Annotated in this window: 14 protein-coding genes; 7 read left to right on the forward strand and 7 right to left on the reverse strand. The window is 66.4% G+C overall.

Going from position 1 to position 15,219, the window contains the following annotated elements; all coding sequences use genetic code 11:
* Positions 1 to 84: 84 nt before the first annotated feature.
* A complete protein-coding gene (locus TV39_RS17610; protein ID WP_043484136.1) occupies positions 85 to 921 on the reverse strand; it encodes a shikimate dehydrogenase family protein in 837 nt (278 codons plus the stop codon).
* A 152-nt stretch (positions 922 to 1,073) separates the two neighbouring features.
* Here TV39_RS17610 and TV39_RS17615 point away from each other — a divergent pair, with 152 nt between their 5' ends.
* A complete protein-coding gene (locus TV39_RS17615) occupies positions 1,074 to 2,402 on the forward strand; it encodes an MFS transporter (RefSeq protein WP_043484139.1) in 1,329 nt (442 codons plus the stop codon).
* Between the two features lie 179 nt (positions 2,403 to 2,581).
* A complete protein-coding gene (locus TV39_RS21455) occupies positions 2,582 to 3,028 on the forward strand; it encodes an SRPBCC family protein (RefSeq protein WP_052500616.1) in 447 nt (148 codons plus the stop codon).
* Here the strand turns inward: TV39_RS21455 and TV39_RS17620 are convergent.
* Together TV39_RS17620 and TV39_RS17625 are read right to left on the reverse strand one after the other, a co-directional pair.
* Entirely contained in the window at positions 3,025 to 3,504 is a 480-nt protein-coding gene (locus TV39_RS17620; protein WP_043484141.1) for a hypothetical protein, read from the reverse strand. The two genes, TV39_RS21455 and TV39_RS17620, sit on opposite strands and share 4 nt — an antisense overlap.
* A 9-nt stretch (positions 3,505 to 3,513) precedes the next feature.
* Positions 3,514 to 5,451, reverse strand: a complete 1,938-nt coding sequence (locus tag TV39_RS17625; RefSeq protein WP_043484145.1) for a primary-amine oxidase — start codon at positions 5,449 to 5,451, stop codon at positions 3,514 to 3,516.
* A gap of 126 nt (positions 5,452 to 5,577) precedes the next feature.
* Between TV39_RS17625 and TV39_RS17630 the strand changes: the two genes are divergently transcribed.
* Together TV39_RS17630 and TV39_RS17635 are read left to right on the forward strand one after the other, a co-directional pair.
* A complete protein-coding gene (locus TV39_RS17630) occupies positions 5,578 to 6,174 on the forward strand; it encodes a TetR/AcrR family transcriptional regulator (protein WP_043484147.1) in 597 nt (198 codons plus the stop codon).
* Between the two features lie 128 nt (positions 6,175 to 6,302).
* A complete protein-coding gene (locus TV39_RS17635) occupies positions 6,303 to 7,262 on the forward strand; it encodes a helix-turn-helix domain-containing protein (protein WP_028271229.1) in 960 nt (319 codons plus the stop codon).
* Positions 7,263 to 7,290: 28 nt separating this feature from the next.
* Here TV39_RS17635 and gdhA read toward each other — a convergent pair whose 3' ends face one another.
* On the reverse strand, positions 7,291 to 8,628 hold the full coding sequence (gene gdhA / locus TV39_RS17640) for an NADP-specific glutamate dehydrogenase (protein ID WP_028271230.1): 1,338 nt from the start codon (positions 8,626 to 8,628) through the stop codon (positions 7,291 to 7,293).
* Positions 8,629 to 8,833: 205 nt separating this feature from the next.
* Here gdhA and TV39_RS17645 point away from each other — a divergent pair, with 205 nt between their 5' ends.
* On the forward strand, positions 8,834 to 9,544 hold the full coding sequence (locus TV39_RS17645; RefSeq protein WP_043484726.1) for an AmiS/UreI family transporter: 711 nt from the start codon (positions 8,834 to 8,836) through the stop codon (positions 9,542 to 9,544).
* On the opposite strand, the gene TV39_RS17650 is transcribed toward TV39_RS17645, so the two are convergent.
* The 3 genes from TV39_RS17650 to TV39_RS17660 all read right to left on the reverse strand — a co-directional run bounded on the left by TV39_RS17650 (position 9,521) and on the right by TV39_RS17660 (position 12,837).
* Positions 9,521 to 10,996 carry an APC family permease gene (locus TV39_RS17650; RefSeq protein ID WP_043484150.1) on the reverse strand — a complete coding sequence of 492 codons (1,476 nt, stop codon included), beginning with the start codon at positions 10,994 to 10,996 and terminating at the stop codon, positions 9,521 to 9,523. The genes TV39_RS17645 and TV39_RS17650 overlap by 24 nt on opposite strands.
* 149 nt (positions 10,997 to 11,145) lie before the next feature.
* Complete coding sequence (locus TV39_RS17655) at positions 11,146 to 12,483, reverse strand: flavin monoamine oxidase family protein (protein ID WP_043484152.1); 1,338 nt, start codon at positions 12,481 to 12,483, stop codon at positions 11,146 to 11,148.
* Positions 12,484 to 12,492: 9 nt separating this feature from the next.
* Positions 12,493 to 12,837, reverse strand: a complete 345-nt coding sequence (locus tag TV39_RS17660; RefSeq protein WP_043484153.1) for a cupin domain-containing protein — start codon at positions 12,835 to 12,837, stop codon at positions 12,493 to 12,495.
* A gap of 181 nt (positions 12,838 to 13,018) precedes the next feature.
* Between TV39_RS17660 and TV39_RS17665 the strand changes: the two genes are divergently transcribed.
* Positions 13,019 to 13,612: a TetR/AcrR family transcriptional regulator gene (locus TV39_RS17665; RefSeq protein WP_043484154.1), complete on the forward strand. Its 594-nt coding sequence runs from the start codon at positions 13,019 to 13,021 to the stop codon at positions 13,610 to 13,612.
* Positions 13,613 to 13,767: 155 nt separating this feature from the next.
* Positions 13,768 to 15,177 (forward strand): aldehyde dehydrogenase family protein, encoded by a 1,410-nt coding sequence (locus TV39_RS17670; protein WP_043484155.1) that lies wholly within the window; start codon positions 13,768 to 13,770, stop codon positions 15,175 to 15,177.
* Positions 15,178 to 15,219: the final 42 nt, after the last annotated feature.

The following is a 15,219-nucleotide window of genomic DNA, read 5'->3' on the forward strand; positions in this document are numbered from 1 at the left end:
GCAGGCGCGCGGCCGCAGGCTAATTCCGATCATATCCGGATAAAGCAGGGCGGAATCCGCCGGGCAGTCCGGTTTCAGCTCCTGTCAGTTCTCCGTCCGGATGACAGTCAGTGTCCGGCCCAGGAGGGCGCCGGTCTCCGGCTTCAGCCCAAGGACGGGGATCATGGCCTCCGCCTGCGCCCGCAGGTGGTCCCAGCCGTCCGCGCAGGGCAGGCCCTGCGCCCTCGCGGCGGCGATGGTGGCCGTCGTATGGCCGGCGTAGACGAAGTCATAGACAAAGGCGTCCGGTGAAAGCTCCGCCGATCCCCAGGCCGGTTCGTCGGCTGAGCTCTTGCCGAGGGGCGTCGCATTGACGATCAAGGACGCGCCCGCCGCTGAATCCCGCGCCTCGTCCCACGTCACCGCACCGGCCTTCATGCCCAGGCTGGTGGCGAGTTCCAGCAACTGCTGCGAGGCACGAGGATCCTTGTCCGTCACCGTGACCCGGTCCGCCAGTCCCGCCAGGGCGACCAGTGCTGCGCGCGCGGCGCCGCCCGCCCCAAGCATCAGGGCGTGGCGCTGGTGCCGGCCGTCCAAAAGTTCGGCGACGGCGGTGATGTCCGTGTTGTGGGCACCCAGCCGCCGGCCGTGCCGGACCAGCAGGTTGGCGGCTCCGCTGATCCGCACTTGTTCGGTGACGGTGTCAGCTGTGCCCGCCGCCCACTGCTTGTGGGGCATCGTCACGTTTGCGGCCACGACGTCGGCCCCCAGCATCGCGGCGCGGACGCCGGACATGTCCTGTCCGGCCGGGACGTCCCATGCCTCGTAGGTCCAGCTGCTTCCAAGCTGTTCCAGGACCGGGCCCCAGAGCCCGGGCGACATGGCGGCCGAGGCTTCCGAGCCGATGAGGAACAGCCGGTTGGCCGGTGGATGGTTTTCCATGGGGGCACCTTTCGCTTGGGAGACTCAGCCGGGGTGTTGTGAGGCACCTCACCTCTGCGCTACTCTTTCTATAATCGCATACCGCACAGCTGTTCGGAATGCGCACAACTCACCACACGATAACCGTCTTTCAGCGCGGAAGGGCCAGCACCATGACAAACACAGCTACAGGCGCCAGCATCGGAGCCGATCAGCGCCAGCTCAAGCGGGCCAAGAAAGCAGCCCTCGCCGCGTTCCTCGGCGGCGCCCTTGAGTACTACGACTTCTTCATTTACGCCACCGCTGCGTCGCTGGTCTTTTCCAAGATCTTCTTTCCGGCAGGCGACCCCACCGTCGCCCTGATCGCTTCCTTCGCCACCTTCGGTGTGGCCTACGTTGCACGCCCCTTCGGAGCGGTGGTCTTCGGCCACCTGGGCGACAAGATCGGCCGCAAGAACACCCTGGTGCTGACGCTGGTGCTGATGGGTTCGGCCACGTTCCTCATCGGCGTGCTGCCAGACTTCAACACCGCCGGCTACTGGGCCCCTGCCCTGCTGGTGCTGCTGCGCCTCATGCAGGGCCTCTCCGCAGGAGCCGAAACGGCCGGCGCCTCGGCACTGTCCACCGAGGAGGCCCCGGAAGGCCGCCGCGGCTTCTTCGCCAGCTTTGCGATGAGCGGCATCTCCGCCGGCATCGTTCTGGCCTCCCTGGCGTTCCTGCCCGTGGCCGCCATGAGTGAAGCCGACCGCCTCGCCTGGGGCTGGCGCATCCCGTTCTGGCTCTCGTTGATCGTGCTGATCGTCGCGTACCTGGTCCGCCGCTCGCTCGAGGAACCCGAGGTGTTCGAGGAGAAGCATGATCACGGCGAGCTGGTGAAGCTCCCCTTCGCCAAGATGTTCAAGACGCATCCGGCCCAGTTCTTCCAGGTGGCCCTGATGTCCTTCGAGACCGTCACCAACACCTTTATGCAGTCCTTTGGCCTGGCCTACGCAGTATCCGTCGGCGTTCCCGCCTCCACCATGCTGTGGGTCAGCATCACCGGCAACGTTCTGGCCATGGCAACCCAGCCGCTGATGGCCTGGTTCTCCGACAAGTACGGCCGCCGCCCGGTCTTCATCACCGGCGTCCTCGGTTCAGGTGCCATGATCTTCGTGTACTTCTCCGTGATCTCCACCGGCAACGTGCCCATGATCTTCCTGACCAGCACCCTGATCACGGCCGGCACCTACGCCATGTCCAACGCCATCTACCCGGCCTGGTTCTCGGAGCTGTTCAACGTGAAGGTCCGCTATTCCGGCATGGCCATCGGCCTGCAGGTCGGCATCCTGTGCGCCGGCTTCACCCCGCTGCTCGGCACTGCACTCGTCGGCGCGGACAAGGCAAACTGGGGCCCCGCCGCCTGGATCGTGGCCGCGTCCTCCCTGCTGGCCGTCGCCGGCGCCTTCTGGGCCCGCGAAACCAGCAAGACCCCGCTGCGCGAACTGGGCAACTCGGTCCGCTGACAAACATCCGCTGACAAACAGGTGGTTGAGCCTGCCGGGACCCCAATCCCGGCAGGCTCAACCCGCAGTGTCCCCTGCCGCAACAGGACTTTGTCCTCTGCGGCCTTTTGCCCACAGGTGCTTGGCTGGATGGCGGGGGAACTACACAGCGGTTACCATTTGCCACACGAGGAGTTCCGATGGGCCACATCAAGCTGAGCACAACAATCGACGCACCCGTGGAGCGGGTCACGGAGATCGCCACGGACCCGCAGCACTGGGCCTCCTGGTGGGTCAACCTCGGAGAGGCCAAGAAAGTAACGGGCGACGGCGGTGCCGGCACCGTGGTTGAGCACAGTTACCTGATGGCCGGCGTTCCGTTTCCGGTGACCACGCGCGTTGTGGAGAACCAGCCGACGCCCACCGGCGGGAAACACGTGCGCATCGAATTCGACGGACCGCTCAAGGGCTGGCAAACCTGGGAGTACGAACCGGCGGGTACCGGGACGCTCGTCTCGCTGGAGATCGAATACAACGTTCCGGGCAGCGCCATCGGCAAGTTCGCGGACCACGTGGTGATCGAGCACATGCAGGAACGGGCAAGGCAACAGACGCTGGAAAATCTCAAGCTCATGGCGGAGCGCTAAGCCCCCGCCAGCGGGCGTCGCAGCCTGGCCAGCAGCGTCGCGGCGAGGAGCGCCGTCGTGATTTCCACGGCGATGATGGCGAGCATCCCGCCGGCGGCAGAACCGGCAGCGGAACCCGCAGCTTCTGCTGCCGGCATCCCGGAAACCCCGTGGCTGTGGCCGGACGCCCCGGCACCGGCCCCTGCCCCCAGTAACAGGACGGCGTGCAGGGCGGCCATCGCCAGCGCGCAGGCCATCACCTGCCGGAGGGAACCCGGCCGCCCGTCGCGCCAGATGTGGACCGCGCACGGCAGGCATACGCCCACCATGGCCAGCATCAGCAGGTTCATCCATATTCCGTGGTGGTTTCCCGCGACCAGCCAGAGGTGCACCAGGCAGGACGCAACGGTCGCGGCGGCAATGGCGCGCATATGGAGGACAGGGCGGGGGCGGAGGATGGGGCCGGCGGGGCGGCCCCATCCTCGCAGGGCTGTCATGGCGCCTGCCTAGCCGTGGCAGTGCCCGCCGGCGGCGGGTCCCGTGTTCGGGTTGGCGGGAACATCCAGCACCGGGCTGCGGTCAAAGAACCCTTCCGGGCGCAGCTTGAAGCCCACCGTGTCCACCGGCATGATGGGCCAGTCCTCGATCCGGGGGAAGTGCGTCAGCCCGAAAGTGTGCCACACCACGATGTCCTGGCCGTCGATCTCGCGGTCCTGGGCGATGTAGGCCGGCAGCCCCGCTCCCCCGGAGTGCTGGTTCACGAAGTCGCCGGTGGGGTACCTCTCGTCCTCCGCAAACCGGGTGACCCACAGGTCCTTGGTGGCGAACGCCGCCCGGCGCGCGATGGAGGAATCCGGATCCGCGAGAAGGGTCGGCTGGCCCTGGGCATGAAGCTTGTAGCCCACGGGTTCGCCCAGCCGGTTGCGCGACTCCGGGTTGGAGATGATCCACGTCCTCCCGCTGCGGGCATCGGCTTCCCGGACGGCTTCGGATTCCCGGCTCAGCACGGTCCTCTTCCGGGAGAACGCGTTGCCGCGTTCGTTGCCTTCGCCCATGGGCTGCCGGACCACATCCTCCTCCTCGACCCGGTTGCTGAAGCCGTCGATCGCCATATCCAGGCGGGCGCTGAAGAGGTGCTGGTGGAACGGAGCGCCGAGCCCGGGTGCCAGCTGGGAGATGTTGGCCGAACCGCCCTCCGGGTAGGCGGAGGTGAAGACGACGCCGGTGGCCTTGGCCTCGAATTCGATGGTGCCGTCGAGGTAGAGGTACCAGTAGAAGCCGTAGTCGTAGTTGCCGATGGTGGTGAAGAAGGAGATGACCAGGCGGCGGTTGCGCCGGGTGTAGTTGATGCCCGTCCAGAGGTCGGAGTGCTTGGCCAGGATGCCCCAGTCCTCTTCATGCATGCAGATGCCGTTGCGGATTTCGCGGGGGTTGCCGAACGCGTCGCTGATCACCGGGCTGAGGTAGGTGATCTCGCCGAGGCAGTCGCAGCCCAGTTCGAGCGAGTTGGCATACTGGCCCACCAGGTATTCGCCGGTGTCGAAGTAGTTCTGCCAGGACCGGATCGGCGACGGATCGCCGTACGGAACCACCATCTCGGCGATGGACCCGCGGTTGATGATGGGGCGCTTCCGGTCGCCGTCCTGGAAGGCAAGGTTGTGCAGCACCACGCCTTCGCGGACGTCGAAGCCGACGTCCACGCTCCATTTTTCCCACTCGACGTGGTTGCCGCCGGTGACGGTGAAGCTTGGCCCCTCGGGCTGGGTGATGTGGAGCGGCTTCTGGGTGGTGCGGAGCGGGCCGGTGAGTTCGGGGTCGGTGTAGTTGCCGTGCTCGGCCGGAATCGGGACAACCCCGGTGTCCAGGACCTGCGTGACCTCCTTGCTGACCACGTCGACGTACGCCACCAGGCCGTCGACGGGATGCGCCCACGCACTGTCCTCGGGAAAGTCCTGGACGAAGGCCAGCCCGCGGAGGATGCGCCGGCCCTTTTCCTCCGGGTACTCAAAGACACCGGCGGAGAGCGGAGCAACACGGACCTTGCCGACGTCGAGTCCACGGTCGGCCAGGGCCTTGAGCCACCGCTCGTCGGACGCCAGGAGTTCCTCGACCACCTCGAATTCCTCTTCCAGCACGGGAAGTTCGCCGACGACGGCGGTGTCCAGTTCGACGGCGGAGGTCACCTCGCCGCTTGTGACGGAGACCGTCACATCCAGCGGGCGGCCACCGGAAACATCGTGGATGAACACCCGGAACCGCCGGTCCTCCGAACCCGGGGTTTCCGGCGGTGCCGGGCGCCGCGCCGGGTCCAGCAGGCCGAGGTAGGCGATCCGCTTCTCCGGGCCGAGGAGTCCGCCGGCACGCAGGATGCCCTGGACTTCGGTGATCTCCCCGCCCGTTGCCAGGCGGTACGGGGCGGCTGTGTCAGTTGGTGCAAGTGTCATGAGCGCTGCCTTTGTCCGGGACCGTGTTGGGGTCGGGATTTTTATTTTCTATAGTTGTAGAGAATAAACGGTCCGTAAGATGGATCACAAGGGTTCGATACAAAAAAGTTCCGGGGGATCACCAGAGTGCCAAAGATTGTTGACCATGATGAACGACGCCTGGAACTGGTGGATGCGACCTGGCGGATCATTGCCAGGCTGGGCATCGAAGGCGCCACGATGCGGGAAATCGCCCTCGAGGCCGGCTTTGCCAACGGCGCACTGAAGCCCTACTTCCCCACCAAGGACACGCTGCTGACGTTCGCGTTCCGGCACGTCTTCAACAGGACCAACGAGCGCATCCGGGAGGTCACGGCGGGCAAGGCCGGGATTGAAGCACTCCGGGCGTTTTGCGTGGAGGTGCTGCCGCTGGACGCCGAGCGGGTCAATGAAGCGCGGATTGTGGTCCCGTTCTGGCAGAAGGCCATCAATGACCCGGAAAAAGCCGCCATCCACCGCGAGTCCATGGACCAGTGGCACGCCGCGATCCTCGGGCACCTGGCGGAGGCGAGGACGCAAGGGGACGTGGGTGCCGCCATCGACGATTCAGCCGTTGCCGGCCACCTCCTGAACATGCTGTTGGGCGCGCAGATAGCAGCCGCCCTCGCCCCGGACAACGAGGCGGACCTAGGCTTGGGCGACCAGCTGGAAGCATTCCTGACCCTCCTTCGGTCGGGTTCATAATTCTTTTTTCGACGATGGGCGAAAAAAGATGACAACGCCCGCCGTGGCCGCTAACCTGAAATGACTGTGTCGCAGGACACAGCCTGGGGGACCCACTTTCAGATGGCTATCCGGCGTCAGGAACATCCATGTCTGCAACCACAGCCCGCCCGGCGGGCCAAGAACTCACCTCCAGCGTGGCCACCTCCTTCGACCACTGGCGGCACCTTGTGGCGGAGTCCTTCGTGCCGCTGGCCGCCGACACGGATCAGCCGGACACCTTCCGCGGCCGGATGCGGTCCAGGGTGTTGGACCGGCTGTGCATCGTGGAGGTGTCAGCCTCGGGCCACAATGTCCACCGCACACCTGCCCTGGTGGCCCGGCCCGGCCAGCGCTATTTCAAACTCAATCTCCAGCTGGAGGGCACCGGACTCCTCATCCAGGACAACCGCGAGGCAGTGCTGCGCCCCGGCGACCTCGCCATTTACGACACCAACCGCCCCTACACGCTGGCGTTCGAAGAGCAGGCGCGGGTCATGGTGGTCATGTTCCCGCACGATTCGCTGACCCTGCCCCCGGACTACGTCGGGCAGCTCGCGGCCGTCCGGCTGGCAGGCGGGCACGGGCTGGCGGGCATCGTAGGCCCCTTCATTGCCCGGCTGGCAGAGAACCTTGAAGCCCTCAGCGGCCCCAGCGGATCACGGCTGGCCGCCAACGCCCTGGACCTCGTGTCCACCATGCTGCACTCGGAGCTGGACATGGCGCGGGAGAGCATGAAGCCTCAGGTGCTGCTGGCGTCGTCCGTGCGCGAATACATCGAGGCCAACCTCGCCGATCCCCAGCTCTCGCCCGCCAGCATTGCGGCGGCGCACTTCATCTCCACCCGGCACCTGCACAACATCTTCCACGAATCGGGCGCCACCGTTGCCAGCTGGATCCGGAGCCAGCGGCTGGAGCGCATCCGCCGCGACCTGAGGGATCCGCTGCTCCACAGCACCTCCGTGGGGGCAGTCGCCGCCCGCTGGGGGTTCCTGGATGCGGCGCATTTCAGCCGCACGTTCCGGGATGCCTACGGCGAATCCCCCAGCGACTGGCGCCGCGGCGCCTAGATCAGCCCCCTGCTAGATCAGCCCCCTGCTAGATCAGCCCCTGGGCCAGCATGGCGTCGGCCACCTTGACGAAGCCGCCGATGTTGGCGCCGAGCACATAGTTGCCCGGCTCCCCGTATTCGTCGGCCGTCGAAGCGCAGCGGTGGTGGATCCCCACCATGATGTCCGTGAGCCGCTGTTCCGTGTGTTCGAAGGACCAGGAGTCACGGCTCGCGTTCTGCTGCATTTCCAGCGCGGACGTCGCCACGCCGCCCGCATTGGCGGCCTTGCCCGGGCCGAACAGCACGCCGGCTTCCTGGAAGACCGCCACGGCTTCGCGGGTGGACGGCATGTTGGCGCCTTCGCCGATGGCGACCAGGCCGTTGCGGACCAGCCTCGCGGCAGCATCGCCGTCGAGCTCGTTCTGCGTGGCGCACGGCAGCGCCACCGTCGCATCGACGTCCCAGACCGAACCGGCTTCCACGTAGGCGACGCCGGAACGGCGCAGCGCGTAATCCTTCAGGCGCCCGCGCTCCACTTCCTTGACCTGGCGGAGGAGCCCGACGTCGATGCCCGCCTCGTCCACGATGTAGCCGGAAGAGTCGGAGCAGGCCACCACCGTGGCACCGAGCGACTGGGCCTTGGCGACGGCGTTGATGGCCACGTTGCCGGAACCGGAAACCACCACGCGCTGCCCGTCGAAGGACGTTCCGCGGGTCTTCAGCATCTCTTCGGTGAAGATCACGGTGCCGAAGCCGGTAGCCTCGGGCCGGACCAGCGAGCCGCCCCAGGAGATGCCTTTGCCGGTCAGGACGCCGGATTCGTAGCGGTTGGTGATGCGCTTGTACTGGCCGAAGAGATAGCCGATTTCGCGCCCGCCGACGCCGATGTCGCCGGCCGGCACGTCGGTGTATTCGCCGATGTGGCGGTACAGCTCGGTCATGAAGGACTGGCAGAACCGCATGACTTCGGCGTCGCTGCGGCCGCGGGGGTCAAAGTCCGAGCCGCCCTTGCCGCCGCCGATGGGCATGCCGGTGAGGGCGTTCTTGAAGATCTGCTCGAAGCCGAGGAACTTCACAATGCCCAGGTAGACGGACGGGTGGAAACGCAGGCCGCCCTTGTAGGGGCCGAGTGCGGAGTTGAACTCCACCCGGAAGCCGCGGTTGATCTGCACGCGGCCCTGGTCATCGGTCCACGGCACCCGGAAGATGATCTGGCGTTCGGGTTCGCAGAGCCGTTCCAGGATGGCCGCTTCAAGGAATTCGGGGTGCCGATCATGGACGGGGCCCAGGCTTTCGAAGACCTCAACCACCGCCTGGTGGAACTCCGCTTCTCCCGGGTTCCTGGCCAGGACGGTGTCCCTGATGGCCTCGAGCCGTGCATCCATGATGATTCCTAACGTCGAACCGGGCGCGGCAAATCTCCGGCATACGCGGACCGGCACCCTTTTTATTGAAACTTCAACATAGCCAATTGTGACTGCACGGGCCTCGCATGACCAATCAGCACTCCACTAACCTCCGTATTGTGACTTTTAATTTCCATAAAACGAAAATTACATGCCCGGTTCAGCGTCCGGCCGGGGACTTCTGATGAACCAGATTTGCCTGCTCCTCTCCGGCGCCGCGCTCCTGCTCAACGGCCTCGCGGCGCTGGATCTCCTCCCCCGCCGGGACGCGGCCGTGTTCAGCCTGGTCACCGGCAGCACCCAGCTGCTCCTCGCCGTTGCATACCTGGGGACTGCCGGCGGCGGTGACGGTACTGCCGGCGGCGGCGGAACGGCGATTCTGCTCGGAGCGGCCGGGATGTTCCTTTTCGGGCTGACCTACGCCTACGTTGGGCTGGATTTCCTCCTGGGACTGGGGTCCCGGGGCCTTGGCTGGTTCTGCGGGATGGTGGCCGAGTGCGGCCTCCTGCTCGCCGCGGCCTGGTCCGTGGAGGATCCGCTCCTGGCCGTGCTCTGGCTCTGCTGGACCTACCTGTGGCTGCTGTTCTTCCTGCAACTGGCCCTCGGGATTGAACGGCTCACGCCGCTCATTGGCTGGTCCCTGATCCTCACGAGCCAGGCATCGGCCACGGTCCCGGCGCTGCTGGGCATCACCGGGCGCTGGCCCGATGGTCCCGAAGCACCGGCGACGGCGGCAGCGGCGGTGGGCGCCGCGGCGGCCCTGGCCGCGCTTCTGCTGCTGGCCGGTTACCTCGCGTGGCGCGGGCGCCAAACCGCCGCCCGCGCCGCCGTCGTCCCTTCCGTTGCCTGTCCTGATGTCTCTGCCAGCGCGCTACCCGGCGAACTCAAGCGCTGACGCCCGGATCTGCTTTTCCACCCGGATCTCCACGAGGACACCGGCCAGGAACAGTGCGGGGACGGCCACCAGCAGGCCCACTGCCGTTTCCGCGCTGCCTCCGATAAGGGACGTGAAGTTGCTGACCACCAGGTACAGCACCCACGCCAGCAGCACGGAAGCCAGCACCGGGGCGATCAACGTCTGCCATTGCTGGCCGGTCACCTTTTCCCGGCGGAAGTAGGCGACGACGGCAAGGGAGGAGAGCATGTACAGCACCAGCAGCGCCGCGACGGCGAGGCCGCTGAACCAGGAGAAGAGGGTCAGGACCGGGTCCAGCCCCAGCAGCGCGAACGGCGCCACCAGCAGGACCGCAACGATGGTCTGGATCCAGGCCGCCGCAGCCGGGGCGCGGTGCTTGTTGGTCCGGGCAATGACTGCCGGCATGGAGCCGCGCAGGGCCAGCGAGTGCAGGTAGCGGTTGATGCCGTTGTGGAAGGCAATGATGCCGGCCAGCAGCGAGGTCACCAGCAGGACTCCGGCCGTGATCCCTGCCCAGGGTCCGAACATTTCAACGATGGGGCCGATCACGAAGGAGGTGGCGTCCCCCGATTCCAGGGCGGCACCCGCAGCATCCACCACGTGGGACGGCCCGTAGAAGCTGACCAGCATCCAGGTGATGAAGGAGAAGAACACAGCGATGATGCCCACGGACAGATAGGTGGCCCGCGCAACCGTCTTGTGCGGGTCCTTGGCTTCGGCGGAGTAGATGGCCGTGGACTCAAAACCGAACATGGAGGCCACCGCGAACATAATGGCGACCCCGGGGGCTCCGCTGGCGATGGCTTCCGGGGCGAACGACGCGGCGATGTCCAGCCCTTCGGGGCCGCCGCCTTTGAACAGCACGGAGAATCCGAACATCAGCAGGATGGCCACTTCCAGGCCCACCAGGATGGCAAGGACGCGGGCGCCGAGTTCGATGTTCTTGGATCCCAGGACCTGGACGCCAGCCATGGTGATGACGGCGAGCAGCCACCAGGGAACAGTTATGCCGGCGGATGCCAGCAGGCCGGAGAAGGCCGCGCCGTACAGTCCGTACATTGCCGCCTGCACCGTGCTGTAGGCGAGCAGGGCAAGCCAGGCCGCTCCGGCACCGGTCTTGCGCCCGAATGCTGCGGTCACGTAGGCGTAAAAGGCGCCGTTGGTCTGTACTTTCCGGCTCATGGCCACAAAGCCGACGGCGAAGATGACAATGACGATGCCCACCACGAGGTAGGCACCCGGTGCGCCGGCGCCGTTGCCGAGCGCGGCCGCGAGCGGTGCAGCTCCCACGATGCCGGTCAGCGGGGCCTGGGCGGAGAGGACAAAGAACAGAATGCCCAGGACTCCGATGCTTCCTGCGCGCAGGGCGGTGGAATGTTCCTGGCGTGAACCGGGTTCCGCGGTTCGGGATTCGGGATTCGAAATACTCATTGGATCCTTCTTAACGGTCATGAGTGCTGGGGAAAAGAGCTGGGGCGAAATTCGTGGGACAGCTGCCGGGCCCGGGCAAAGGTGCCGGTGATGTGCACCGTGGAATCCAGCATGGCAGCCGGCGCCGGACCCGGCTTGTCGTGCAGCGATCAGTTGTTGTTCCTGAGCGCAGCCTGGTTCACGGACAGGCCACCTGCCAGCAGGGACGCTGCGTCAAGGGCGGCCCCCATGCCGCTCTCAATGGCGCCGTCGATGAATCCGCACCAGCCGTTGGCAATATCGGAACCAGCAAATAGAACCAGGCCGTGCGCGGCCTGCATGGCGGGTAGATGCGTCGACAGAAAGCCGGTGCGGTGCATGGGCCAGGTTTCACCGGACAGCGGATCGTCCACCCAGTTGTGGCTAGCCACCGCCACCACTTCAACTCCCGGCACCAGGCGCGCGAGCTGCGCCTGGACGGCGGCCGGATCCTCCACCTCGATGTTTGAGGCGTCAGGACCGAACCCGACGGCGATCGTGTCGCCGTCGAGCGTGTATTCCACCTGGAAGAAATTCAGGGGCCAATCGGCGCCCCCCAGCGCTACGAACGGCGCATGTTCGCCGCGAAGCCGGAACCAGACCTTGGCCCCCTTGGAGACCTGCCCAAGGCTGGCGGCTTCGGCCTTGGCCGCAGGCAGGGGCGGCTCAAAGTCAACTGCACTCAGGGCATGAAGCGGAACCGTGACAATCGCAGTCCGGGCACGGACCGTCCGGCCGTCCGCACTACGGATTTCCACGACTCCCGCGTCCTCAGCGACAGCTTCAACCGTAAAGCCGTAGTGGATGCCGGCCCCCGAGTCCGCGAGCATCGAAGCTGCCAGTGCGGCTGTGCCACCGACGATCTTGTACGTGGCACACGCCTCGAAGTTCACCGCCCAGTCGCCGTTGGTTAGTGCCACCCAGCGAAAAGCCTGCGTCAACGCGGCGTTGCTCAGTGGACCATTGAAGTTGAGGGCCCAGAAGGATTCAAGAATGTCCCGCGGCGCGCCTGCGGGGAATTGTTCACGGATCCTCGCCTGGACTGACACGTGGTCGATCGACTTGAAATCGTCGCGGGCCATGGGCCTGAAAGGCTCCGGAAAATACTTGCGGGAGTCGCGGACGAACTCCTCGTTTGTCTGGCCGATAAGCCCCAGCAACTCATCCGGCCTGCCTTCGTGACGTGACCCGTCCGCCCACCAGAAGGCGCGTTCTGGCTCTGGACTGGGCGTGGTCTCCAGCCCGTAGCGTGTCAGTTCGGCCCAGACGTAAGGCTGCGTCCAGTGCACCCAGGTGCCGCCGATTTCGAGGTCCCGTCCCAACCGGTGGTCCAGCCAGGTCCGGCCGCCGATGCGGTCCCTGGCCTCCACGATATGGACGGCCAGTCCCTGCCTGCTGAGCTCGCGGGCCGCGGTCAGACCGGCGAAGCCTGCGCCGACCACCACTGCGTCATACACGTCGGTTTCCATGGCGCGCCCCTAGGAGTACACAAAGAATTCGACGGTGGGCGCGAGGACAGCCCATCTGGTACGCGCACCCTTGTTGAAGGAAGCTGCACCTCCGGCAGTGAGATCGTAGGCGTCCCCGCCCTCCACTTCGATGCGCAGGTGCCCGTCGACAATGGAGATCGTCTCGTCTGCCTCCATCACCAAGTCGAAAGGCTCAGGCGCCTCGGCGGGCGTCACATGCCAGTAACCGCAGGCAAGGGAGGGACGGTCCCCCTCCCCGAAGCGGCGCACCCACTGAACCTGCCCGAGTTCGAAGGGTTCTATCTTGTCTGGATTAAGGGCGGACGAAGTGGTGAAAGCAATGGGCTCTGACACGTTGACTCCAAGGGAATGACGGCACCGGCGGCTCGGCCGGGCGCGGGTCGGGTTGAGGTGGGGCGGTGTTCCAGCAAGCCTGAATAGTGAGCTGCATCACCACCTGGGATCAATCTAAGCAGTTGCTTAGTTTAAGTCAATAGCGTTCCAACGGCTCTTCGTTGCTGGCTAGACTCGGTTTATGAATTCCTCCCCTGCCGCTGCCCCGCCGTCAAAATACGGCACGGGCAAGGAGGCCTTGCTCCGCGCCGCCGTGACTGTGGTGGCAACAAAGGGAATGCGCGGGCTGACGTACCGATCCGTGGCCGAAGCTGCCGGCGTCAACAACACGCTGGTGGCCCACCACTTCGGTTCCCGGGACGCGCTCATCGCCGCGGCCCTGGACTGGGCCACCGAGCAGTCCATCAGCGCGTCCAAGTTGCGCGAGGCCGCCACACTGGGCCACTCGTTCACGGAGACGTTGCTGGGGCTGCTGCTGGCCGAACCCGAGCTGCAGGTGTTTCAGTACGAGATGATCCTGGAGGCGCGGCGGCGCCCCGAGCTTTCGGAAGCGGTCACCGCCCTCTACGAAAACTATGTCGGGGCACTCGCCGCCGGGCTGAGTGCCTCCGGCGTGACCCACAACGTTGAGGTTGTGGCCCGCACACTGTTTGCTGCCCTCGATGGCCTTGTTCTCCAGTATCTGGCCGGTGTCGATCGCTCAGCGATCGCGGCATCCCTCGAGGAAGTCCACGAGGTACTCCTGCTCAGGACGGGCTCCGGCACACAGCTCTGAGCGCAGCGTGGTTCAGGGCCGGCCGTTCTGTTCGCCACCGGTCAAGCGCCGTACGCGGATACACAAGACCCGCAGCGCCTGCCGGAGCACGCTTAAGGCAGCGCTGTTAGGCCGTTCCGGCCGCGTTCTCTGACCTACTCGAAGTGGAGTACCCCATGGAAACCTACGATGCCCTGCTGGCCTCGATCACCCCGGACACCGGCGAAACCCGGACCATCCTGGACCCCGCCACCGGGGAACCCGTAGGCGAGGCGCCGGTCCACAGCGTCGAGGACCTCGAGGCGGCCATCGCCGCCGCCGCAGCCGCCCAGCCCGCGTGGGCAGCACTGGGCCACGACGCCCGGTCCGCCGCGCTCCTCAAAGCAGCCGACGCCGTCGAACGCTCCGCCGAAGAACTCGCCCGCCTGCTCTCCCGCGAGCAGGGCAAACCCCTGAACGGCCCCAACGCCCGCTTCGAAGTCGGCGCCTGTGCCGCGTGGCTGCGCGTCGCCGCCGGCACCCCGCTGGAGGCGGAAGTGGTGGTGGACGACGGCGAAACCCGCGCCGAACTGCACTACCGGCCCATCGGCGTCGTCGGTGCCATCGGCCCGTGGAACTGGCCCATGATGATCACCGTCTGGCAGGTCGCCCCCGCCCTGCGCATGGGCAACGCCGTGGTGGTCAAGCCCTCCGAATACACGCCGCTCTCCGTCCTGGCCCTCGCCAAGGTCCTCAACGAGGAACTCCCCGAAGGCCTCCTGACCGTCGTCTCCGGCGGCCGCGACGTCGGCGCCCGGCTGGCCGAACACCCGGCGATCGGCAAGGTCATGTTCACCGGCTCAACCGCCACCGGCAAGGCGATCATCAAATCCTCCGCGGACACCGTGAAGCGCCTCACCCTGGAACTCGGCGGGAACGACGCCGGCATCGTCCTGCCCGACGCCGATCCCAAGGCCATCGCCGAAGGCCTCTTCTGGGGCGCCTTCATCAACACCGGCCAGACCTGCGCGGCCCTCAAGCGGCTCTACGTCCACGACTCGCTGTATGAAGCCGTGTGCGAGGAGCTCACCAAGGTGGCCGCCGCGACGCCCATGGGCAACGGCCTGGACGAGGCCAACGTCCTGGGCCCGCTGCAGAACCGGCAGCAGTACGACATCGTGGCAGGGCTCGTTGACGCAGCCCGCGACTCCGGTGCCCGGATCCTGCTCGGCGGGAACCCGGCCACGGACCAGCCCGGACACTTCTACCCCGCCACCCTCGTGGCGGACATCGACAACAGCAACCCGCTGGTGGCGGAGGAACAGTTCGGCCCCGCCCTGCCGATCATCCGGTACGGCACCGTGGATGAGGCGGTAGCCATGGCGAACGCGCTCGACGTCGGGCTGGGCGCCTCCGTCTGGTCCTCCGACCCCGTGCGGGCACGCGAAGTGGCCGCCCGGCTCGAGGCCGGCACCGTCTGGATCAACAAGCACGGCGCCGTGGACCCCCGCGTTCCCTTCGGCGGCGCCAAGCAGTCCGGCTACGGCTTGGAGTTCGGCGTCGAAGGCCTGAAAGCCCTTGGTGTTCCGCAGGTGATCAACGGCTAGGACGGTACCCGGGCCGTACCTCCTGTCCAGCCGTCCAGCCAC

It is taken from the genome of Arthrobacter sp. SPG23, assembly GCF_000876655.1.
Classification (GTDB): Bacteria; Actinomycetota; Actinomycetes; order Actinomycetales; family Micrococcaceae; genus Arthrobacter.

What these genes read in the sequence shown, in the direction of transcription:
- gdhA (WP_028271230.1), bottom strand. Translation starts at nt 8,628, where the DNA reads ATGGATGCACGGCTCGAGGCCATCAGGGACACCGTCCTGGCCAGGAAC.
- TV39_RS17610 (WP_043484136.1), bottom strand. Translation starts at nt 921, where the DNA reads ATGGAAAACCATCCACCGGCCAACCGGCTGTTCCTCATCGGCTCGGAA.
- TV39_RS17625 (WP_043484145.1), bottom strand. Translation starts at nt 5,451, where the DNA reads ATGACACTTGCACCAACTGACACAGCCGCCCCGTACCGCCTGGCAACG.
- TV39_RS17615 (WP_043484139.1), top strand. Translation starts at nt 1,074, where the DNA reads ATGACAAACACAGCTACAGGCGCCAGCATCGGAGCCGATCAGCGCCAG.
- TV39_RS17650 (WP_043484150.1), bottom strand. Translation starts at nt 10,996, where the DNA reads ATGAGTATTTCGAATCCCGAATCCCGAACCGCGGAACCCGGTTCACGC.
- TV39_RS17670 (WP_043484155.1), top strand. Translation starts at nt 13,768, where the DNA reads ATGGAAACCTACGATGCCCTGCTGGCCTCGATCACCCCGGACACCGGC.
- TV39_RS17655 (WP_043484152.1), bottom strand. Translation starts at nt 12,483, where the DNA reads ATGGAAACCGACGTGTATGACGCAGTGGTGGTCGGCGCAGGCTTCGCC.
- TV39_RS17665 (WP_043484154.1), top strand. Translation starts at nt 13,019, where the DNA reads ATGAATTCCTCCCCTGCCGCTGCCCCGCCGTCAAAATACGGCACGGGC.
- TV39_RS17635 (WP_028271229.1), top strand. Translation starts at nt 6,303, where the DNA reads ATGTCTGCAACCACAGCCCGCCCGGCGGGCCAAGAACTCACCTCCAGC.
- TV39_RS21455 (WP_052500616.1), top strand. Translation starts at nt 2,582, where the DNA reads ATGGGCCACATCAAGCTGAGCACAACAATCGACGCACCCGTGGAGCGG.
- TV39_RS17645 (WP_043484726.1), top strand. Translation starts at nt 8,834, where the DNA reads ATGAACCAGATTTGCCTGCTCCTCTCCGGCGCCGCGCTCCTGCTCAAC.
- TV39_RS17620 (WP_043484141.1), bottom strand. Translation starts at nt 3,504, where the DNA reads ATGACAGCCCTGCGAGGATGGGGCCGCCCCGCCGGCCCCATCCTCCGC.